We start from the raw sequence: 19,572 nt of genomic DNA, 5'->3' as shown, positions 1-19,572 counted from the left end.
CTAGGCGACGCTATCGTTGGAAACTGTAAAACTTGCGTGCCGCCAGGGCGGCGGCACGGCCAAGGCTGGGGCGCGGCTCAGAAACCGAGGCTGTCCAGCAGATCGTCGACCTGCCCCTGGTCGGCCACGACTTCGCTGTTGCCTTCCGGGTTGATCTGGGGACCGTTCATCAGGCCGTTGTCGAGCTCGCGGCGTACTTCGGCCGGCGCGAAATCGACCAGCACCTGCACCAGCTGCTGCTCCAGGTTCTGGGCGATGCCGGTGATGCGCTTGATCACCTGCCCGGTCAGGTCCTGGAAGTCCTGGGCCATCATGATGTCCATCAGGTGGCCCTTGGTGGCGCCGGCAGCGGCACGCGAGGCGTCGAGGCCGGCGACGGTGCGTTCGGCCAGCGCGCGCAGCTCGGGCGTCATGTTGGCCGCCTCGCTTGAGGCCAGCAGCGCCTGCCAGGCGCCGGACAGGTCGTCGGCACTGCTGTCGATGCCGTCCTGCAGCGGATTGGCCGCATCGGTGGCATCCAGCACGCGCTTGGCGGCGTCTTCCGACAGGCGCGCCACGTAATCGAGGCGACCGCGCGCGTCGGGAATGTCGCTGGCGGCCTTTTCGATCAGCTTGTCCAGGCCCAGGCCGCGCAGGCTTTCGTGCAGCGCGCGCGTCATGTGTCCGATCCGGCTCAGCACCTCGTCATGCGAGGCCACATCCGCGGTGTATTCGGCCATTTAGGCTGCCTTTTCCATCTTTTCGAAAATCTTGTTCAGCTTTTCGTCCAGGGTGGCCGCGGTGAACGGCTTGACGACGTAGCCATTGGCGCCGGCCTGGGCCGCCGCGATGATGTTTTCCTTCTTGGCTTCGGCGGTCACCATCAGCACCGGCAGCTTGGCCAGCGCCGGGTCGGAACGGATGTTCTGCAGCATGGTCAGGCCGTCCATGTTCGGCATGTTCCAGTCCGAGACCACGAAGTCGAACTGCTCGCTGCGCAGCTTGGCCAGGGCCATCACGCCGTCTTCGGCTTCGTCGACATTGGAGTAACCCAGTTCCTTCAACAAGTTCCGGACGATGCGGCGCATCGTCGAGAAATCGTCAACCACTAAAAAACGCATCTTTGGATCAGCCATGAAATACTCCGTTGTCTTTCTGTATCTGTGTTGGTTGGATTCGGCACTGCAGGAACACACGTCCTAAACAGCGTCTAGCATAGCATTTTTGTTGCTCTACGGCGATAAAACGGGGGCCAAAGCAACGGGTTCGGATCAAACGCGCAACGCTCGGCCGCCATGTGTTGCCAAATGGCCAAGGACCAGGCCCGGCAAGGCGTTCAAGGCAGCCACTTCGTGCGTCGCGCCGACGGCGATCGCTTCGCGCGGCATGCCGAACACGACGCACGAGGCCTCGTCCTGGGCGAAGTTGTACGCTCCTGCGGCCTTCATGTCCAGCATGCCTTGTGCGCCGTCCTTGCCCATGCCGGTCAGGATCACGCCGACCGCATTCTTGCCGGCCGCCTGGGCCGCCGAGCGGAACAGCACGTCGACCGAGGGGCGGTGGCGGTTGACCGGATCGGTCTGTTCGATCCTGGTCATGTAGTTGGCGCCCGAACGCGCCAGCAGCAGGTGCGAATGGCCGGGCGCGATGTAGGCGTGGCCCGGCAGCACCCGCTCGTTGCCTTGCGACTCGACCACGCTGATCCGGCATAGCGAATCGAGGCGCCGGGCGAACGAGGTCGTGAAGCCTTCCGGCATGTGCTGGGCGATCAGGATGCCCGGGCAGTCGGACGGCATCTGCATCAGGAATTCGCGGATCGCCTCGGTGCCGCCGGTGGAGGCGCCGATGATGATCAGCTTTTCCGACGAAGTCAGCGGGCTGCGCAGCTGCGGCAGCGGTGCCGCGCCGGCGCTGGGTGCGTGCAGTGTGCGCGGCTTGATGCGGGCACGCGCGGCGGCGCGGATCTTGTCGGTGATCAGTTCGGTGTACTCGCGCATGCCGGCCTGGATCGAGATCTTCGGCTTCGTCACGAAGTCGACCGCGCCGAGTTCCAGCGCGCGCATCGTGATCTCGGAGCCGCGCTCGGTCAGCGAGGACACCATCACCACCGGCATTGGCCGCAGGCGCATCAGCTTTTCCAGGAAATCGAGGCCGTCCATCTTCGGCATCTCGACGTCCAGCGTCAGCACGTCCGGATTGACGCGCTTGATCAGGTCGCGCGCGACCAGCGGATCGGGCGCGGTGCCGGCGACTTCCATGTCGGGCTGCGAGTTGACGATCTCGCTCATCACGCTGCGGATCAGGGCCGAGTCGTCGACGATGACGACTTTGATCTTCTTTTCGCTCATCTTCGGAGCTCTCCTCTCAGAACAGGTCGATGGGACCACCGACCGGCGCCTTTTTCAGGCGGCTGGCGTAGTCGAGTTCACGCTTGGCCAGCGTCTCGTTTTGGGTCTGCATCAGCTTCTTCACCAGCACCTTGCCGGTGCGCGGGAAGAAGTACACCTTGCGCGGGTAAATGTCGTTCAGGTCTTCCGCCAGCACCGGGATGCGCTCGGTCTTCAGGAAACGCGTGACGAAGGCGGCGTTGCGCTCGCCCACGTTCATCGACGAGAAGCCGCGCAGGACCGCGCCGCCGCCGAACACCTTGGCTTCCAGGTTTTCGCGCCTGGCGCCGGCTTTCAGCAGGTCGTTGATCAGCACTTCCATCGCATAGGTCCCGTAGCGCATCGACGCCGACACCGGGCTGGCGCCATCGCCGCCGCCGTCAGGCAGCATGAAATGGTTCATGCCGCCCAGTCCTTTCACGCGGTCGCGGATGCAGGCCGAGACGCAGGAACCGAGCACGGTCACGATCAGCATGTCCTTGCCGGTGTAGTAGTACTCGCCGGGCAGGATCTTGGCTGCATCGCAGTCGAAGGTCCGGTCGTAATAGACGTTGGTGGCGAAATGGCTGTTGGACTCCATGATATATATGCTCAGCCCTGGCTCAGTTCATAGACCGTCTTGCCGCGCAGGCGCAGCGCGTCGGACACGTACAGGAAGTTCTCGGAGTGGCCGGCGAACAGCAGCGCGTCCGGCTTCATCAGCGGGACGAAGCGCGACAGGATGCGGCGCTGGGTCGCCTTGTCGAAATAGATCATCACGTTGCGGCAGAAGATCGCGTCGAACTGGCCCTGCACCGGCCAGCCGTCGGCCAGCAGGTTCAGCTGCTTGAAGGTGACCAGGTTGCGCAATTCCTGGCGCACCCGCACCAGGCCTTCCTGGCTGCCCTTCCCTTTCATGAAGAAGCGGCGCAGGCGCTCGCTCTCCAGCTTGTCGACGCGCTCCATCGGGTACACGCCGGCGCTGGCGGTGGCCAGCACGTTGGTGTCGATGTCGGTGGCGACGATCGAGACCGGCGGCGTCAGCGTGTTGAAGGCTTCGCACAGCGTCATCGCGATCGAGTACGGTTCCTCGCCGGTGGAACTGGCCGAGCACCAGATCGTCAGGTTGCCGCCGTGCTGGCGGCGCGCCTTGAGCGCGTGTTCCGCCAGCAGCGGGAAGTGGTGCGCTTCGCGGAAGAACGAGGTCAGGTTGGTCGTCAGCGCATTGGTGAAGGATTCCCACTCACCGTCCATGCGCCCCGCTTCGAGGGCATCGAGGTAGGTGACGAAGGAGGCGATCCCGGTCGCGCGCAGGCGCCGCGCCAGGCGGCTGTACACCATTTCCTGCTTGCTGTCGGCCAGCGAAATGCCGGCCTGCTTGTAGATCAGGCCGCGCACACGCTCGAAATCGTGGCGCGTGAATTCGAATTCCTTGCCGGTTTCCTGCTTGGTCGTGAGCGGCACTTTATATAACCTTTGATTGGTGTTTCTGCGAGGCCGGAGACACGGCCCCCGTGCATCCTTGCGCCGCTGCGGTTGATCAGGCAGCCATCCGGTCGACCAGGCCCATCTCGCTGGACGACATCAGGCGGTCGATGTCGATCAGGATCAGCATGCGTTCGTCGACGGTGCCCAGGCCCATCAGGTATTCGCCGTTGAAGGCGCTGCCCATTTCCGGGGCCGGCTTGATCTGCTCGGGGGTGAGCGTGGTGACGTCCGACACGCTGTCCACCACCATGCCCATGATGCGGCCGCCGATGTTCAGGATGATGACGACGGTGAACTGGTCGTAGGTCGGGGTGCCCAGGTTGAACTTGATGCGCATGTCGACCACCGGGATGATGATGCCGCGAAGGTTGATTACGCCCTTGATGAATTCCGGGGCGTTGGCGATGCGGGTGACGGCTTCGTAGCCGCGGATTTCCTGCACCTTCAGGATGTCGATGCCGTATTCCTCGGAACCGAGGGTGAAGGCCAGGTATTCGCTGCCACCGTCGCCGGTGTCGTGGGTCTTGTTGGTCGCTTGAGTGGACATGGGGTTCCTAGTCGGATGGGTTCTATCGTTGGTGTTATTGGACGACCGGATCGTCGGTCAGTTGACGCGACGAGCGCAGCAGCGCAGCCACGTCGAGGATCAGCGCCACGCCGCCATCGCCGAGAATGGTGGCGCCGGAGATCCCGGCCACCTTGCGGTAGTTCGATTCGAGGTTCTTGACCACGACCTGCTGCTGGCCGACCAGTTCGTCGATGAACAGCGCCGCCTTGCGCCCTTCGGTCTCGAGGATCACCAGGATCCCTTCGGCCGGATCGGTAATGCGCGGTTCGATGTTGAACATCTGGTACAGCGGGATCAGCGGCAGGTATTCGCCGCGCACCTTGACCACGCGGCCGCGTCCGGCAATCTCCTTGATGTCCTCGCATGCGGGTTGCAGCGACTCGACCACGAAGCCGAGCGGCAGGATGTAGATTTCGTCGCCGCAGCGGATCGACATGCCGTCCAGGATCGCCAGCGTCAGCGGCAGCGAGATCAGGATCGTGGTGCCGAAGCCCTTGGCCGAGCGGATGTCGATGGTGCCGCCCATCGCCGTGATGTTGCGCTTGACGACATCCATGCCGACGCCGCGCCCGGAGACGTCGGTGACGATCTCGGCGGTCGAGAAGCCTGGCGCGAAGATCAGCTGCCAGACCTCGGCATCCGTCATGTTGCTTGACACCGGCAGGCCGTTCGAGGCTGCCTTGGCCAGGATCCTGTCGCGGTTCAGGCCGCCGCCGTCGTCGGCCACCTCGATCACGATGTTGCCGCCCTGGTGGGCCGCCGACAGGAACAGGCGTCCCGATTCCGACTTGCCCGCAGCCACGCGCGCAGCCGGCATCTCGATGCCGTGGTCGATCGAGTTGCGCACCAGGTGGGTCAGCGGATCGACGATGCGTTCGATCAGGCCCTTGTCCAGTTCGGTGGCGGCGCCGTTGGTGATGAAGTCGACCTTCTTGCCGAGCTTGCCGGCCAGGTCGCGCACCATGCGCGGGAAGCGCGAGAACACGAAGTCCATCGGCATCATGCGGATCGACATCACCGCTTCCTGCAGGTCGCGCGTGTTGCGGGTCAGCTGCGACACCGACTGCATCAGCTTCTGGTGCAGCATCGGATCCAGGCCCGAGCTGCGCTGCTCGATCATGGCCTGGGTGATCACCAGCTCGCCGACCAGGTTGATCAGCTGGTCGACCTTTTCGATCGAGACGCGGATCGAACCGGCTTCGGCATGGGCGTGGGCGGCGGCTTCGGCCTTTTTGGCGGCCTGCTTTTCGGCTTTCTTCTCGGCCTCGGCGTCCGGCGCCTGCACCGCTGCCGGCGCCGCCTCGGCCGCGATCTCGGCCGTGATACCCGCTTCGCGCCGGATCTCTTCGATCGGCTGGAAGAAGCCGTAGCCGAGGTCGTCCTCGGACGGCGCGGCCGCGGCGCCGGCGGCATCGGCCGGGTCGAAGAAGCCGTAGCCCTGCGCATCCTCGATGCGCGCGCGTTCGGCGGCTTCGATGGCGCGCTGCTCGGGCGTCAGCGGCGGCGCCTCGAAGATCTTCAGGTCGTCCGGTTCCAGCACGAACGAGCAGATGGCGACGATGTCGTCCAGGCTTTCGTGGGTGGTGATGATCAGGGCGGTGCGGCCGCCGTCCAGCGGCGTCACCGACACCCGGCCCAGCAGGCCGAGTTCGTCGACCAGTGCGTCGACGTCGCGCTTGCCGAGTTCCGGCAGCTCGATCTTGTAGCGGTGCGCGCCTTCGCGCACTTCCTGCTTCTGCTCGGCGTGCAGGAAGGAAGGCACGGTCGGCTGGTGCGTCGGCACGATCACGCCTTCGGACAACTCGTGCAGCATCATGCGCACGTTGGCGACTTCCTCCCCGTCGACGTCGGCGCCGTTGCGGTGGCCGTCGAGCTGCATCTTGAGGATGTCCTTGGCCGCCAGAAAGGCGTCCACGTGCTGCGCGGTGAGCGCCATCTCGCCCTTGCGGATGCGGTCCAGCAGCGACTCGAGCACGTGCGTCACTTCGCTCATGTCGTTCAGGCCGAAGGTGGAGGCGCCGCCCTTGATCGAGTGGGCGGTGCGGAAGATGGCGTTCAGGTCTTCCGGGTCCGGCGATGCGATATCGACGGCCAGCAGCAGACGCTCCTTCTCGGCGAGAAGCTCTTCGGCCTCGTCGAAAAAGACCTTGTAGAACTGGCTGATGTCGATGGTCATGGTGGTGTACTTGCTCGCTGCAGGATCAGCCGATCACCTTCTTGACCACCTCGATCAGGCGCTGCGGATCGAAGGGTTTCACCAGCCAGCCGTTGGCGCCGGCGGCGCGGCCCTTGGCCTTCATCTCGTCGGACGATTCGGTGGTCAGCATCAGGATCGGCACCTTGGCATAGGTCGGCAGGCCGCGCAGCGACTTGATCAGGGTGAGGCCGTCCATCTTCGGCATGTTCTGGTCGGTCAGGACCAGGTCGACGGTCTGCTGCCGCGCCTTGTCCAGGCCATCCTGGCCATCGACCGCCTCCACCACCTGGTAGCCGGCAGCCTTCAGGCTGAACGCCACCATCTGGCGCAGGGAACTCGAATCGTCGACTGCAAGAATTGTTTTAGCCATTTCGTACTCCTGATCTTTTTAAAATAACTCGACGTCGCCGCTCTCGAGGTGGCGCTGTTCCACCGACTTGCGCAGCATGCTGCGCAGCTCGAGCGACTGGATCGCCAGCGCCATGCTCACCTTGCCCAGCCCCTCGACGATTTCTTCGCCCCCGCTCTCGGGCACGATGTCGTCGCCGTGCGCGCTCAGCGTCGCCAGGAACTCGCGCAGGCCGTTCACGCGGCGCAGCGTGCGGTCGAGAAGCTGGCTGGTCATGTCCTGGAACTGCAGGCTGGTCACCGCCGCGTTGACGTGGCCGGCGATCTCGCCGGACATGGCGGCCAGGCGCGCGCTGTCTTCGGGCGACGGCGCTTCGCCGGCCAGCAGGCGGTCGATCGCCTCCTGGCGCGCGTCGACGGTGCGGTGGATCGCCATGAAACTGCCGGTCAGCTTGTCGATCGCTTCCTCGAGCAGCAGATTGGTCTGCACCAGGTCGGTCTCGACCTCGTTCAGGTGGCGCCGGCCGTGGTCCGACACGCCCGACAGCAGGCGCTTGACGTGTGAGCCGAGTATCTTTTTTCTTGTCATTCGATCCTCCGTTCCTGCTGCCTTACTTTTTCGCCGCGACGCCGTCCGCCGGCGCTGCAATACCGCCACCGGTCGCGCCCGCCACCGCCTTCACCGCGGCATCGGCATCGTCGCCCGGCAAGTCAAGTGCCGCGGCGCCGTCGCGCAGCAGGGCTTCCTCGGTGCGCTGGTTCATCACCAGGATGCTGATGCGGCGGTTGACCGGACTGAATGGATCCTTGCGGTCGAGGTGGTTGACGCCGGCCAGGCCCACCACGCGCAGCACCTTGTTCTCGGCCAGGCCGCCGCGCACCATTTCGCGGCGCGAGGCGTTGGCGCGGTCGGCCGAGAGTTCCCAGTTGCTGTAGCCGGTTTCCGTCATGTAGGGCGTCGAATCGGTGTGGCCGGACAGGCTCAGTTTGTTCGGCACGTCGTTCAGCACCAGCGCCAGCACGTCCAGAATGTCGCGCGTGTACGGCTGCAGCTCGGCCTTCGCCGATTCGAACATCGGCCGGTTCTTCTCGTCGACGATCTGGATGCGCAAGCCTTCCTGGGTGATGTCCAGCAGCAGCTGGTTCTTGTATTTCCTGAGCTGCGGATTGGCGTCGATGGTCGACTCGATCTTCTGCTTGAGCTTGTTCAGGCGCTCGGCTTCCGCCGCTTCCACCGCGGCCTTGGCCGCCTTCAGGTCGTAGGTCTTCTTGTCGGCCGGGGTGTCGCCCTTCTTGACCTGGCCGTTACGGCGCGTCAGGTCCTGGCCGCCGCCCTGCAGGATCGACGAACTGTCGCCGCTGCCGGAGCCGCCCGCCATGGCGACCTTCAGCGGCGTCTTGAAGAATTCGGCGATGCCTTCCATGTCGCCCTTGGCGGTCGAGCCGAGCAGCCACATGAGCAGGAAGAACGCCATCATCGCCGTCACGAAGTCGGCATACGCGATCTTCCAGGCGCCGCCATGGTGACCATGGCCGCCCTTCTTGATACGCTTGACGATGATGGGCTTCTGGCCTTCGTCAGCCATGCGAGCCTCCGGCGTAGCGCAGCGTTATCACTTGCTCTTCGCTTTCTTGATGTGGTCTTCGAGTTCGGAGAAGGTCGGGCGCTCGGTCGAGTACAGCACCTTGCGGCCGAATTCGACGGCCAGCGCCGGGGCGTAGCCGTTCAGGCTGGCCAGCAGCGTGACTTTCACGGTCTGGAACATCTTGCTCGATTCCTCCAGTTTCTGTTCCAGCAGGCTGCCCAGCGGCGCCACGAAGCCGTAGGCCAGCAGGATGCCGAGGAAGGTGCCGACCAGCGCGTGGGCAATCAGCATGCCCAGTTCGGCCGGCGGCGCACCCACCGATTCCATCGTGTGCACCACGCCCATCACCGCCGCCACGATACCGAAGGCCGGCAGGCCGTCGGCCAGCTTGTTGATGCACGCGGCCGGGACATGGCCTTCATGATGGTGGGTCTCGATCTCGTTGTCCATGAGGTTTTCGATCTGGAAGGCGTCCATGTTGCCGGAAACCATCAGGCGCAGGTAGTCGGTGATGAATTCGACGATGTGATGGTCCTTCAGCACCGCCGGGTATTTCGAGAACACCGGGCTCTGCTCCGGGCTTTCGATGTCGCCTTCGATCGACATCAGGCCTTCCTTGCGTACCTTGGACAACACGTCGAACATCAGCGACATCAGTTCCATGTACATGTCGCGCGTGTACGCCGAACCCTTGAGCACGCTCGGCAGCGCTTTCACGGTGGCCTTCACGGCCTTGGGGGTGTTACCGACAAAGAAGGCGCCGATCGCGGCGCCGCCGATCATCAGGACTTCGAGCGGCTGCATGAGCGCCGCAAGGTGGCCACCGGCCAGGGCGAAGCCGCCGAGTACGGACGCGACGATGACGATGTAACCAATAATGACAAACACGGGACTCCCGATTGCGTGAATCCGGACAGCAGCGCGCCCGGCCCCTGGATCGGTCGAATAAATCCAGAGAGAAATATTTACGTAGGGGAATAGATTAGCCGTAGAATGGCCTACGGGCAAGTAAATCTGGCCGAATGTGGTTCAAAAGTGCCAGACATAAAGCATTTTTGTGCTATCAGTAGTCACAAAACCAAGATTCGGTTCTCGATCGACAATACCGAATTCGTAACTGACAAGTACACTGCCCGGCCGCATTTCGGCCTCGGCCTTGCGCCACAGGGCGCTCATCGCGGCCGGCGACAGGTAGGCGAACACCAGGTCGTACTGGCCGAAGTCGAGGCGGTTGTAGTCGCCGCGCAAGAAGCGGGCACGGCTGCCCGCCAGGCGCGCGCGCAGGCGGCTGGCCAGCCACGGCAGCGGCGCCAGTTCGATGCCGTCGATCTCGCAGTCGGGGCGGCGCCGCGCCAGTTCCAGCACCAGGCCGCCGAGGCCGCTGCCGATGTCGATCGCCCGCGCCGGGCGGCCGGGCGGCAGCAGGCCGGCGACGGTGTCCCACACCGCGCGCCCGGACGGGTAGTAAGGCACCTGGGTGCGGAAGGTCGACCAGTACACCAGCAGGAAGACCAGGAAGGCGGCCAGGAACAGGCCCGGCGGCAGTTGCAGCGATTGCGCCAGCAGCAGCGCCGGCGCAAAACCGAAGCCGATCAGGCGCCACCAGCTGGCCAGGCCGGCACGCCACGACAGCAGTGCCGCCCAGGCGCCCTGCAGCAGCGCCACTGTCCAATACGACATCGGCATGCCGGCGCGCGCCAGCAGCCAGACGGTGCCCAGGGTCAGCGGAAAGCCCAGTAACTGGATCAGCAGCGCCCGGACCGCGGGCAGCTGCAGCAAACGCCGAGGGGCAGGCGTGTTCATGGCCTGCCCCTCGGCGGGAGAGATGGGAGTCGGGTGCGGCTCAAGATGCGGAGGCGGCGGCATCCTTGGCCTTGCGCGTCTTGCCGGCGCGCGAAGGCATGTTGCACAGGCCGCAGTGGTAGCTGTCGTTCAGGTCGAGCGGATTGACGACGAACTTGCCCTGGCACTTGGCGCAGGGTGCCAGCACCAGCATGTTGCCCTGGAAGAAACGCACCAGGGTCCAGGCCCGGGTCAGCGACAGCAGCGGCTCTTCGCCCGGCTCCGGCGGCATCTGTTCCAGGTAGAGCTGGTAAGCCTTCATCACGGCCTGCACGCCGCTGGCGCCGGCATTGTCGACCAGGAACTTGTAGATATTAATATAGAGGGAGGAATGGATGTTCGGCTGCCAGGTCAGGAACCAGTCGGTCGAGAACGGCAACATGCCCTTCGGCGGCGACACGCCCTTGAGTTCCTTGTACAGCTTGATCAGGCGCTCGCGCGACAGCGAGACTTCGCTCTCCAGCAGCTGGAGACGGGCACCGAGCTGGATCAGTTCGATGGCCAGCTGGATTTCCTGGGCTTCCGAGACGACGCTTTTCTTACTCATGATGCACTCCAACCAATCACACGACAGCCAAACCGGGGTCAGCGCCCGATTTTTGGCAAAAGCCTCAGGGCTATGTCTCTAGCATACACTGGTTGGGCGAGAATCGGTAAAACCAGTAACAGCGTCGGTTTTCAGGCGATTTCTTCGGCAGGCTGGCCGGCCATCAGGATGGCGGCGTGCGACTGGGCCAGGGCGCGGTCCTTGCTGTGGCTGGTGAGCATGCCGAGGATGGCGGCGTCGTCGAAGCGGAAGCGGGCCAGCATCATGTTGCCGCCGGCAAGCTTCAGGATCTGGGCATTGCTCATGCCTTCGATCAGGTCGGCGATGTCGGCCGAGATACCGAGTCGGAAAATCGCGGTGACCTTGTCGGCGCGGATCATCTGCTGAGCCAGCATCAGGTAGCTCAGGTTGGCATCACGAATTTCAGCCATCATGTCGTTCGCAGTCATTTTCTCTCTCCGGTTATCTGTTTCGGCGCCGTTGTGTGTTGCCGATGAGATAGATTCTGACCGTGAGGAAACTTTTTGAGTATCAGAGGGAGTCTGTATTTTTCGTCCGCCAACGGCGAAGACATCCGTAGGAGTTTGTCTGACAAACGCCTTCAGATGGTGGTCGCGCCCCTATGAAAAGGGGCGGATGATGAAGTTTGAAACCGCGTGGTTTTCACACCCCAAGACGCCGTAGAGAAATGCATCTTATGTTGGTTATCGTCAACCTTTTGGGGAACTTTAGGGCTGTTTGAAAATATTTTTTTGTATCCGCCGCTTCCCGGATGCCCGTCCGGCACGCATTCCCGGGCATCTGGGTTGGTTATCGGATCGGTTTTGGCGAACTTTAGGGTTCTTTCAAAATATTTTTAAAAATTTTTTCGATGCCAAAAAAGCAGCACCCGGCATTGCTTGCTACACTGCGCCCCATGCATACTCCTCAACTCTGGGACATCAGCCCGACGATCTCGGCTGCCATCCCGGTCTGGCCCGGCGATACGCCGTTCGCGGCCGGCCCCACCTGGGAAATCAAGGATGGCTGCCCGGTCCACGTCAGCCGCATGACCATGACCACCCATCTCGGCGCCCACACCGATGCGCCTTCCCACTTCGACCCGGGCGGTCCGGCCATCGACGCCGTCGCCCTCGCCCCCTATCTCGGCCCCTGCCGCGTGATCCACTGCATCGGCGCCAACCCGGTACTACCGGAGCATGTGGCGCCCTGGCTGCACGGCACGCCGCCGCGCGTGCTGCTGCGGACCTACGCCAGCGCCCCGCAGCAGGCCTGGGACCCGGCCTTCCCCGCCATCGCGCCCGCCACCATCGCCCTGCTGGCGGCCCATGGCGTGATCCTGGTCGGCACCGACGCCGCTTCGCTCGACCCGCAGGATTCCAGGACGCTGGACGCCCACCATGCCGTGCACCGCCACCGCATGGCGATCCTCGAAGGCGTGGTGCTCGATGCGGTCGAACCCGGCGACTACGAACTGATCGCCCTGCCCCTGAAACTCGCCGGCATGGATGCCAGTCCAGTACGTGCCATCCTACGCTCGCTCACGTCCGCTCAAAACCCGAAGGAAAGCGCATGACCCACCTCAATTCCCGCGATGACTGCCTGGCAATGGATGCGCGCGACCCGCTGGCGCCGCTGCGCGCCCAGTTCGACCTACCCGACGGCGTGATCTACCTCGACGGCAATTCGCTCGGCGCCCGCCCGCGCGCCGCGCTGGCCCGCAGCCAGCAGGTGGTGGCGCAGGAATGGGGCCAGGACCTGATCCGCAGCTGGAACAGCGCCGGCTGGTTCGACATGCCGAAGCGCCTGGGCGACCGCCTGGCCCCGCTCATCGGCGCCCGTGCCGGCGAAGTCGTGGTCACCGACACCACCTCGCTCAACCTGTTCAAGGCGCTGGCGGCGGCGCTGGCGATCCAGGAAGGGAAAGACCCGGCGCGCAGGACGATCGTCACCGAGCGCGCCAACTTCCCGACCGATATCTATATGGCGGACGGCCTGACACGCTGGCTGGACCGGGGCTACCGCATCCGGCTGGTCGATGCGCATGACGAACTGGCGGCCGCGGTCGACGAGGACTGCGCCGTGCTGATGCTGACCCACGTCAACTACCGCAGCGGGCGCCAGCACGACATGGCGGCCCTGTCCGCCCTCGCCCACGCACGCGGCGCGCTGGTGGTCTGGGACCTGGCCCACTCGGCCGGCGCGGTGCCGCTCGACCTGCACGGCGATGGCGTCACCACCAGTGCCGACTTTGCCGTGGGCTGCACCTATAAATACCTGAACGGCGGCCCAGGCGCCCCGGCCTTCATCTGGGTACCGCAGCGGCACCAGGCCGCGTTCAGCCATCCGCTCACCGGCTGGTGGAGCCACGCCAAACCGTTCGCGATGGACCATGGGTTCGCCGCCGCCGACGGCATCGGGCGCGCCCTGTGCGGCACCCAGCCGGTGCTGTCGCTGGCGCTGGTGGAATGCGGGCTGGAAGTCTTCGAGCAGACCGACATGGCCGCGATCCGCGCCAAATCGCTGGCGCTGACCGATCTCTTCATCGCGCTGGTGGAAACGCGCTGCGCCCGCCATCCGCTCGGCCTGGTGACGCCGCGCGCCCACGCCGAACGCGGCAGCCACGTCAGCTTCACCCATCCGCACGGCTACGCGGTGATGGCGGCGCTGATCGAGCGCGGCGTGATCGGCGACTACCGCGAGCCGGAAATCATGCGCTTCGGCTTCACGCCGCTGTACACGCGCTTCAGCGACGTCTGGGATGCGGTCGAAGTGCTGCGCGACATCCTCGACAACGAACATTATGATATCCACGCGACCCGTGGCGCAGTGACCTGAGAGGCATGCATGAGCGACGACGTCGGACAGGGTGCCGAGTGGCACGGCGCCCAGATGGATTTCAGCCGCAGCATGAGCTACGGCGACTACCTCGGCCTGGACCGCATCCTGTCGGCCCAGCATCCGCTCTCGCCCGACCACAACGAGATGCTGTTCATCGTCCAGCACCAGACCAGCGAGCTGTGGATCAAGCTGATGCTGCACGAGCTGCAGGCGGTGCGGCGCCAGATCCGGGCGGGCGAGCTGGCGCCGGCCTTCAAGATGCTGGCGCGGGTGGCGCGCATCATGGACCAGCTGGTGCACGCCTGGGACGTGCTGGCCACCATGACGCCGCCCGAATACAGCGCGATCCGCCCCTATCTCGGCGCCTCGTCCGGCTTCCAGTCCTACCAGTACCGCGAGCTGGAGTTCATCCTCGGGAACAAGAACGCCAGCCTGCTGGCCGTGCACCAGCCGCATCCCGAACACCATGCGGCGCTCGAACGGGAACTGCACGCGCCGTCGATCTACGACGAGGCGGTGATGCTGCTGGCGCGGTCCGGCCTGGCGGTTGCGCCCGAGCGCCTGGCCGCCGATCCCACCCAGCCCACGGCGCACGACGACTCGGTGATGGCGGCCTGGCTCGCCGTCTACCGCGACCCGCAGCACCACTGGGCGCTGTACGAACTGGCCGAAAAGCTGGTCGACCTCGAGACCGCCTTCCGCTTCTGGCGCTTCCGCCACGTATCGACGGTGGAACGCATCATCGGCTTCAAGACCGGCACCGGCGGCACCGCGGGGGTCAGCTACCTGCGCAAGATGCTGGACGTGGTGCTGTTTCCCGAGCTGTTCGCGCTGCGGACGAAGCTGTAGCGCACGGCTGCCCGAAAAAGCGGCAGCCGTTCATATTGCATGTACAATCATGACTATCGATCAACGCGAGGACCTCCCATGAAGTGCGACATCCTGATCCTGTCCGGCCTGTGGAATTCTGGCCCGGACCACTGGCAAACGCACTGGGAAAGCAAGTACTCCAAATGGGAGCGGGTGGCGCACCGCGACTGGAACAATCCCGAGCGCGACGAGTGGGTGGCCGAACTGGATGCCGCCATTGCCGCCTGCCAGGGCATGCCGATCCTGGTGGCGCACAGTTTGGGCTGCATGCTGGTGGCGCAGTGGGCACAATCCGGCTCGGCGCTGAAGGTGGCCGGCGCCTTCCTGGTGGCGCCGAGCGACACCGAAGCGCCGTCCTACCCGATCGACGCCAACGGCTTCAAGCCGATCCCGATGGCGTCGCTGCCCTTCCCGTCGCTGGTCGTCGCCAGCAGCGACGATCCCTACGTCACCCTGGACCGCGCACACGCCTTTGCCGCGGCCTGGGGCAGCCGCGTGGTGGAAATCGGCGCGGCCGGCCACATCAACGCCGACACCGGCTACGGCGAATGGCCCCAGGGCGAAGCGCTGCTCGATGAATTCTGCCGCCACCTGACGCCCTGACCCGTCCCGGCCCGCCATGCGCCACGCGCCCGCCCTCGACCAGCGGTTCTCGCTGTACCTCGACCTGGTGCGCATCGCCGCGGCGCTGGCGGTGGTGGTCGCCCACTTCGGCTACTTCCACATCTTCGACGCGCGCCAGGTCGCGCTGCTGCCGGATTTCGGGCGCGAGGCGGTGATCGCGTTCTTCGTGCTGTCGGGTTTCGTGATCGCCTACAGCGCCGAGAGCAAGAACCCGACGCTGGCCAGCTACGCGGCGGCGCGCTGCGCCCGCCTGTACTCGGTGGTGCTGCCGGTGCTGCTGCTGGCCTTTTTGCTGGCGCCGCTCGCCGCGGGCATCACCCGCACGCCGCTTGAGGAGGCCTACCAGTTTCACAAGCCGTGGGCCTACCTGCCCTTCCACCTGCTGTTCCTGGGCGACGCCTGGAGTTTTACCGAGCGCCCGCCCTGGCTGCTGCCCTACTGGTCGCTCGATTACGAAGCCTGGTATTACGTGCTGTTCGGCGCCGCCTGCTACCTGCGCGGGCGCCGCCGCACCCTGGCGCTGGCCGCCGTGCTGGCGCTGGTCGGGCCGCGCCTGTGGCTGCTGTTGCCGATCTGGCTGAGTGGCGTCCTGCTGTACCGTTGGCAAAAGACCGCCACGCTGCCGGCCGGCCTGGCCCGCGCCGGCTGGCTGCTGTCGGTGCTGGCGGTTGCGCTGTGGGGCTGGTTCGATCCCGAGCCTTATCTGCGCACGCTGGCCAACGCCGCCTGGCCCTTCCCCGGCATCCACATGGGCAGCGCCGACCGCGTGCTGGCCGACTATGCGGTCTGCATCATGGTGCTGCTGAACTTCGCCTGCGCGCGCCATGCCGGCTTCGGCGCACTGCTGCACGCCGGACCCGTGATCCGGCGCCTGTCGGCCCACACCTTCACGCTGTACCTGTCGCATGCGCTGGTGATCGGCGTCTGGATGGCGGCGCTGCCGGTCGAACGCGGCCGCCCGCTGGATATCGCCGCCATCGGCGTCGCCATCGCCGTCACCACGCTATGCTTGCAGCCCCTCACCGAGGCGCTGCAGCGCGTGCTGCACGCGCGCCTGACCGCGCTGTTCGCCGCGCGGGCGCGCGCGCTGCATCCGATCCCCTGAGCCGGGACCGGCTGTCAGCAGCCCGGGGTGCGGCCTGATTCAGCTCCCATCACGCCGGCGATCAGCCGGTTGATCTCGTCCAGGCCGGCCGGCTTGGTGAGGTGGGCATCGAAGCCGGCTGTGCTCGAGCGCTCGCGGTCGAGTTCCCCACCCCAGCCGGTCAGCGCCACCAGCACCACATCCTGCAGCCCCGGCGTGCCGCGCACCGCGCCCGCCACTTCGTAGCCGTTCATGCCGGGCATGCCGATATCCAGGATCGCCATGTCGGGCCGGATGGCGCGGATGCGGTCGACGGCGCGCAGGCCGTCGTGCACGGTATCGATCTCGTGGCCGGAAGCCTGCAGCAGGCTGGCCAGCATCTCGGCGGCGTCGACGTTGTCGTCGGCGAGCAGGATGCGCAAACCTGCCGTGGCCGCCGCGCCGCCGGCGCCCGCGGCCGTCCAGCTTTCGGCATCGGCCTGGGCAGCCGCCGCGGGCAAGGTCACCGTGAAGGTGCTGCCCTGCCCGGCGCCCCTGCTGCTGACGGCGATCGTGCCTCCATGCATGTCGACCAGGCTGCGCACCAGCGACAGGCCGATGCCGAGTCCACCCTGTGCATGGCCCATGTTGCGCGATACCTGGCTGAACATGTCGAATACCCGTCCCTGTTCCTCGAGCGGAATCCCGATGCCGTTGTCCGACACCGCGACCACCACCGATCCCGCCTCGCGCCGCGCCGCCAGCACGATCTCGCCGCCCTTGGGCGTGTACTTCACGGCATTCGTCAGCAGGTTGCTCAGGATCTGCGCCAGCCGGGTCGCATCGGCGTCGACCGCCAGCGCCTCGGCACCGGCGTCCACCTGCAGCCGGTGCTGTGCCGCCTCCACCGCCGGCAAGGCCGTTTCGACCGCGTTGGCGATCGCCGCCCTCAGGTCGACGCGCGCCTTCTGCAGCACGATCTTGCCGCTGTTGATGCGCGAGACGTCCATCAGGTCGTCGATCAGGTGCACCATCTGCCTGAGCTGGCGGTCCATCATGTCCAGCACGCGGCCGCCGCCCGGCGCCGGAGTGGCGCCCATGCGCATCAGGTCCAGCCCGGTGCGCATCGGCGCCAGCGGATTGCGCAGCTCGTGCGCCAGCGTCGCCAGGAATTCGGTCTTGCGGCGGTTGCTCTCGGACAGGTCGGCCGCCAGCAGGCGCAGGTTTTCCTCGGCCTGCTTGCGCGCCGTGATGTCGGTGAACAGGATGCCGATGCGGCGTTCCTCCGGCGCCCCCATTGGCATCGCGTACACGTCCCACCAATAGCCCATCGCGCCCGAGTGCTCGATAAAGCGGGCCGGCTCGCGGGTCAGGGCGACGCGGCCATACAGCTCGATCCAGCGCGCTTCGATGTCGGGCACCATCTCGCGGATGGTCTTGCCGGCCGCCTCGGCCAGTCCCGACTGCTGCTCGAAGGCTCGGTTGACTTCCTCGAAACGGTAGTCGCGCGGCCGGCCCTCGTCGTCGAGCAGCACCTGCACGATGGCGAAGGCTTCGTCGATCGAGGTGATCAGGGTGCGGTAGCGTTCCTCGGCCACGCGCAGCGCATCCTGCGCTGCCTTCTGGCGGGTGATGTCGAGCATCACCCCGGCCAGGAATTCGGGCCGCCCCGCGCCATCGCGCTCGATCCGGCCACGCGCGCTGACCCAGCGCTCGCCGCCGTCCAGCAGGATGCGGTAGGTGGCGCGGTACGGTTCGTCGCCGTCGAGCGCCCGGGCAATCTGGCGCTCGACCTCCGGCCTGTCGTCGGGATGGATCGTCTCGGCATACGTGAGCCACGGCGCCCCGCTCACGGCCGCCGCGGGCAAGCCGAACAGCTGGGTCAGGTTGTGGTCGCCGATGATGCGGTCGTTGTGGAGATCCCAGATCCAGGTGGCGACCTCGCCCGCCGCCAGCGTCGCCGCCAGGCGCAGCCGCGCTTCCTCGAGGGATTCCTCGGTGCGCTTGCGCTGGGTGACGTCGGCGGCGGTGCCGATGATGACGGTGGACGCGCCGGTGGGCGTCTGCAGCATGCCGGTCAGTTCGATCCAGCGCAGTTCGCGTTTGGGCAGGCGGTAGAAACGGCCGATGAAATGAAAGCGCGCGCCGTTGGCGATCGTGCCGCGCACCGCGTCGCGGAACGCCTGCACGTCGTCCGGGTGCAGGTAGTCGGCCATCATCCTGGCGCCGTTGACGATCTCTGCGCCCGGCGCGAGGTTGAAGATGCGGTACATCTCCTCGTTTTCCCAGGTGCCCCGGTCGGCGTCAATGTCCCAGGTCCAGATGCCGAGGCGGGCGGCTTCGGTGGCCAGCCGCAGCTGGGCTTGCGCGCTGCGCAGGCGCTGCTGCGCGGCTTCGACCGCGACCCGCTTGCCCTGTTCGCGTGCGGTTTCGTCGCGCGCCGCCTGGACCTGGTACAGCGCGGTCACATCGTTCATCGAGATCACCGCACCCAGGATCTGGCCGGCGCCGTCGGTCAGCGGACGCCCCGACACCTCGACATGCCGGCGCCGTCCATCCACCGATTGCACCAGGACCTTGGCGTCCTGCACCAGCTCGCCCTGAAGCGCGCGGTACAGCGGCGTCTCGCCGGGCGCCAGCAGCGCACTGCCATCGGCGCGATACAGCCGGTAATGCTCGGCCCACTGGTCGAAGCGCAGCGGCCGCTCCTCGAGGCCGTGGATTTCCCGGGCCGCGTCGTTGAAGAAGGTCAGCTTGCCCTGGCGGTCGCAGGCGACGATGCCGTTGTCCACGCTTTCCAGCACAGCGGCCAGGAACGAGCGCTGTTCGGAGCGCGCACGTGCACGCTCGTCCGATGACGCCTTGCGCAAGGCATAGGCCTCGCGGACGACCTTGCCGAAGCCGAGCACGGTGCTGCCATCCTCGTCCATGATCCTGTTGACGACGCCGTCGCAAAACACCACGCTGCCATCGTTGCGCAGATGCCAGCGCGCATCCATCGAGCGGCCCATCGTCAGCGCGATATGCAATTCCTCGGCCGGGGCGTTGGCGCTGCGGTCTTCCTCGGTGAAGATCATGGCGGCCGGCTGGCCGATTGCTTCGGCGGCAGCCCACCCGAGCAGCCGTTCGGCGCCGGCGGACCATTCCAGGATCGTGCCGTGGCGATCCATCACGATCATGGCATGTTCGACGGCATGCCTGGCCAGCAGTTGATAACGTTGCTCAGATGTAAAACTGTGCATGAAAAATGGCG

At 65.7% G+C, this 19,572-nt stretch carries 20 protein-coding genes; 5 read left to right on the top strand and 15 right to left on the bottom strand.

The features are described from left to right. Window positions 1–77 precede the first annotated feature (77 nt). The 14 genes from cheZ to flhD all read right to left on the bottom strand — a co-directional run bounded on the left by cheZ (window position 78) and on the right by flhD (window position 11,370). A complete protein-coding gene (cheZ, locus tag FBX97_RS17295) occupies window positions 78–719 on the bottom strand; it encodes a protein phosphatase CheZ (RefSeq protein ID WP_141833838.1) in 642 nt (213 codons plus the stop codon). After that, window positions 720–1,115, bottom strand: a complete 396-nt coding sequence (gene cheY, locus FBX97_RS17290; protein WP_141833835.1) for a chemotaxis response regulator CheY — start codon at window positions 1,113–1,115, stop codon at window positions 720–722. Window positions 1,116–1,250: 135 nt separating this feature from the next. Then, on the bottom strand, window positions 1,251–2,327 hold the full coding sequence (locus FBX97_RS17285; protein WP_141833832.1) for a chemotaxis response regulator protein-glutamate methylesterase: 1,077 nt from the start codon (window positions 2,325–2,327) through the stop codon (window positions 1,251–1,253). Between the two features lie 16 nt (window positions 2,328–2,343). Beyond that, window positions 2,344–2,946, bottom strand: coding sequence for a chemoreceptor glutamine deamidase CheD (cheD, locus tag FBX97_RS17280; protein ID WP_141833829.1), 603 nt, complete (start codon window positions 2,944–2,946; stop codon window positions 2,344–2,346). Between the two features lie 11 nt (window positions 2,947–2,957). Then, window positions 2,958–3,809 carry a CheR family methyltransferase gene (locus FBX97_RS17275; protein ID WP_141833826.1) on the bottom strand — a complete coding sequence of 284 codons (852 nt, stop codon included), beginning with the start codon at window positions 3,807–3,809 and terminating at the stop codon, window positions 2,958–2,960. Window positions 3,810–3,885: 76 nt separating this feature from the next. Beyond that, window positions 3,886–4,380, bottom strand: coding sequence for a chemotaxis protein CheW (locus FBX97_RS17270; protein ID WP_141833823.1), 495 nt, complete (start codon window positions 4,378–4,380; stop codon window positions 3,886–3,888). A gap of 34 nt (window positions 4,381–4,414) precedes the next feature. After that, window positions 4,415–6,577: a chemotaxis protein CheA gene (gene cheA, locus FBX97_RS17265; RefSeq protein WP_141833820.1), complete on the bottom strand. Its 2,163-nt coding sequence runs from the start codon at window positions 6,575–6,577 to the stop codon at window positions 4,415–4,417. A gap of 25 nt (window positions 6,578–6,602) precedes the next feature. Then, complete coding sequence (locus FBX97_RS17260; protein ID WP_141833817.1) at window positions 6,603–6,968, bottom strand: response regulator; 366 nt, start codon at window positions 6,966–6,968, stop codon at window positions 6,603–6,605. A gap of 18 nt (window positions 6,969–6,986) precedes the next feature. Next, window positions 6,987–7,535, bottom strand: a complete 549-nt coding sequence (locus FBX97_RS17255) for a chemotaxis protein (protein ID WP_141833814.1) — start codon at window positions 7,533–7,535, stop codon at window positions 6,987–6,989. 22 nt (window positions 7,536–7,557) lie between these two features. Continuing rightward, on the bottom strand, window positions 7,558–8,532 hold the full coding sequence (gene motB / locus FBX97_RS17250; protein ID WP_141833811.1) for a flagellar motor protein MotB: 975 nt from the start codon (window positions 8,530–8,532) through the stop codon (window positions 7,558–7,560). A gap of 27 nt (window positions 8,533–8,559) precedes the next feature. Further along, complete coding sequence (motA, locus tag FBX97_RS17245) at window positions 8,560–9,420, bottom strand: flagellar motor stator protein MotA (RefSeq protein WP_141833808.1); 861 nt, start codon at window positions 9,418–9,420, stop codon at window positions 8,560–8,562. Between the two features lie 141 nt (window positions 9,421–9,561). Further along, entirely contained in the window at window positions 9,562–10,335 is a 774-nt protein-coding gene (locus FBX97_RS17240) for a trans-aconitate 2-methyltransferase (RefSeq protein ID WP_141833805.1), read from the bottom strand. Window positions 10,336–10,375: 40 nt separating this feature from the next. Beyond that, complete coding sequence (gene flhC, locus FBX97_RS17235) at window positions 10,376–10,921, bottom strand: flagellar transcriptional regulator FlhC (protein ID WP_141833803.1); 546 nt, start codon at window positions 10,919–10,921, stop codon at window positions 10,376–10,378. Window positions 10,922–11,052: 131 nt separating this feature from the next. Further along, window positions 11,053–11,370 (bottom strand): flagellar transcriptional regulator FlhD, encoded by a 318-nt coding sequence (flhD, locus tag FBX97_RS17230; RefSeq protein ID WP_036230363.1) that lies wholly within the window; start codon window positions 11,368–11,370, stop codon window positions 11,053–11,055. Window positions 11,371–11,837: 467 nt separating this feature from the next. Between flhD and kynB the strand changes: the two genes are divergently transcribed. The 5 genes from kynB to FBX97_RS17205 all read left to right on the top strand — a co-directional run bounded on the left by kynB (window position 11,838) and on the right by FBX97_RS17205 (window position 16,361). Then, a complete protein-coding gene (gene kynB, locus FBX97_RS17225) occupies window positions 11,838–12,497 on the top strand; it encodes an arylformamidase (RefSeq protein ID WP_141833800.1) in 660 nt (219 codons plus the stop codon). After that, the gene (gene kynU / locus FBX97_RS17220) at window positions 12,494–13,759 is read left to right on the top strand and encodes a kynureninase (RefSeq protein ID WP_141833774.1); all 1,266 of its coding nucleotides are present in this window, start codon (window positions 12,494–12,496) and stop codon (window positions 13,757–13,759) included. The genes kynB and kynU overlap by 4 nt, the downstream gene beginning before the upstream one ends. A gap of 9 nt (window positions 13,760–13,768) precedes the next feature. Continuing rightward, a complete protein-coding gene (kynA, locus tag FBX97_RS17215; protein ID WP_141833769.1) occupies window positions 13,769–14,611 on the top strand; it encodes a tryptophan 2,3-dioxygenase in 843 nt (280 codons plus the stop codon). A 78-nt stretch (window positions 14,612–14,689) separates the two neighbouring features. After that, window positions 14,690–15,235: an alpha/beta hydrolase gene (locus FBX97_RS17210; protein WP_141833766.1), complete on the top strand. Its 546-nt coding sequence runs from the start codon at window positions 14,690–14,692 to the stop codon at window positions 15,233–15,235. Between the two features lie 16 nt (window positions 15,236–15,251). Next, a complete protein-coding gene (locus FBX97_RS17205; RefSeq protein WP_141833763.1) occupies window positions 15,252–16,361 on the top strand; it encodes an acyltransferase in 1,110 nt (369 codons plus the stop codon). A 14-nt stretch (window positions 16,362–16,375) separates the two neighbouring features. Here FBX97_RS17205 and FBX97_RS17200 read toward each other — a convergent pair whose 3' ends face one another. Continuing rightward, window positions 16,376–19,561 carry a PAS domain S-box protein gene (locus tag FBX97_RS17200; RefSeq protein ID WP_141833747.1) on the bottom strand — a complete coding sequence of 1,062 codons (3,186 nt, stop codon included), beginning with the start codon at window positions 19,559–19,561 and terminating at the stop codon, window positions 16,376–16,378. Window positions 19,562–19,572 lie beyond the last annotated feature (11 nt).

Origin of the sequence: Herbaspirillum sp. SJZ107, from assembly GCF_006715485.1 — a bacterium.
In the GTDB taxonomy this organism is placed as follows: Bacteria; Pseudomonadota; Gammaproteobacteria; order Burkholderiales; family Burkholderiaceae_D; genus Telluria.
The sequence above is the reverse complement of the archived record's forward strand: the minus strand, read 5'-3'. Positions and strand labels throughout refer to the sequence as shown.

Excerpts from the sequence above, each read along its gene's own strand:
- cheZ (WP_141833838.1), bottom strand. The coding sequence starts at position 719 with ATGGCCGAATACACCGCGGATGTGGCCTCGCATGACGAGGTGCTGAGC.
- cheY (WP_141833835.1), bottom strand. The coding sequence starts at position 1,115 with ATGGCTGATCCAAAGATGCGTTTTTTAGTGGTTGACGATTTCTCGACG.
- FBX97_RS17285 (WP_141833832.1), bottom strand. The coding sequence starts at position 2,327 with ATGAGCGAAAAGAAGATCAAAGTCGTCATCGTCGACGACTCGGCCCTG.
- cheD (WP_141833829.1), bottom strand. The coding sequence starts at position 2,946 with ATGGAGTCCAACAGCCATTTCGCCACCAACGTCTATTACGACCGGACC.
- FBX97_RS17270 (WP_141833823.1), bottom strand. The coding sequence starts at position 4,380 with ATGTCCACTCAAGCGACCAACAAGACCCACGACACCGGCGACGGTGGC.
- cheA (WP_141833820.1), bottom strand. The coding sequence starts at position 6,577 with ATGACCATCGACATCAGCCAGTTCTACAAGGTCTTTTTCGACGAGGCC.
- FBX97_RS17260 (WP_141833817.1), bottom strand. The coding sequence starts at position 6,968 with ATGGCTAAAACAATTCTTGCAGTCGACGATTCGAGTTCCCTGCGCCAG.
- FBX97_RS17255 (WP_141833814.1), bottom strand. The coding sequence starts at position 7,535 with ATGACAAGAAAAAAGATACTCGGCTCACACGTCAAGCGCCTGCTGTCG.
- motB (WP_141833811.1), bottom strand. The coding sequence starts at position 8,532 with ATGGCTGACGAAGGCCAGAAGCCCATCATCGTCAAGCGTATCAAGAAG.
- FBX97_RS17240 (WP_141833805.1), bottom strand. The coding sequence starts at position 10,335 with ATGAACACGCCTGCCCCTCGGCGTTTGCTGCAGCTGCCCGCGGTCCGG.
- flhC (WP_141833803.1), bottom strand. The coding sequence starts at position 10,921 with ATGAGTAAGAAAAGCGTCGTCTCGGAAGCCCAGGAAATCCAGCTGGCC.
- flhD (WP_036230363.1), bottom strand. The coding sequence starts at position 11,370 with ATGACTGCGAACGACATGATGGCTGAAATTCGTGATGCCAACCTGAGC.
- kynB (WP_141833800.1), top strand. The coding sequence starts at position 11,838 with ATGCATACTCCTCAACTCTGGGACATCAGCCCGACGATCTCGGCTGCC.
- kynU (WP_141833774.1), top strand. The coding sequence starts at position 12,494 with ATGACCCACCTCAATTCCCGCGATGACTGCCTGGCAATGGATGCGCGC.
- kynA (WP_141833769.1), top strand. The coding sequence starts at position 13,769 with ATGAGCGACGACGTCGGACAGGGTGCCGAGTGGCACGGCGCCCAGATG.
- FBX97_RS17210 (WP_141833766.1), top strand. The coding sequence starts at position 14,690 with ATGAAGTGCGACATCCTGATCCTGTCCGGCCTGTGGAATTCTGGCCCG.
- FBX97_RS17205 (WP_141833763.1), top strand. The coding sequence starts at position 15,252 with ATGCGCCACGCGCCCGCCCTCGACCAGCGGTTCTCGCTGTACCTCGAC.
- FBX97_RS17200 (WP_141833747.1), bottom strand. The coding sequence starts at position 19,561 with ATGCACAGTTTTACATCTGAGCAACGTTATCAACTGCTGGCCAGGCAT.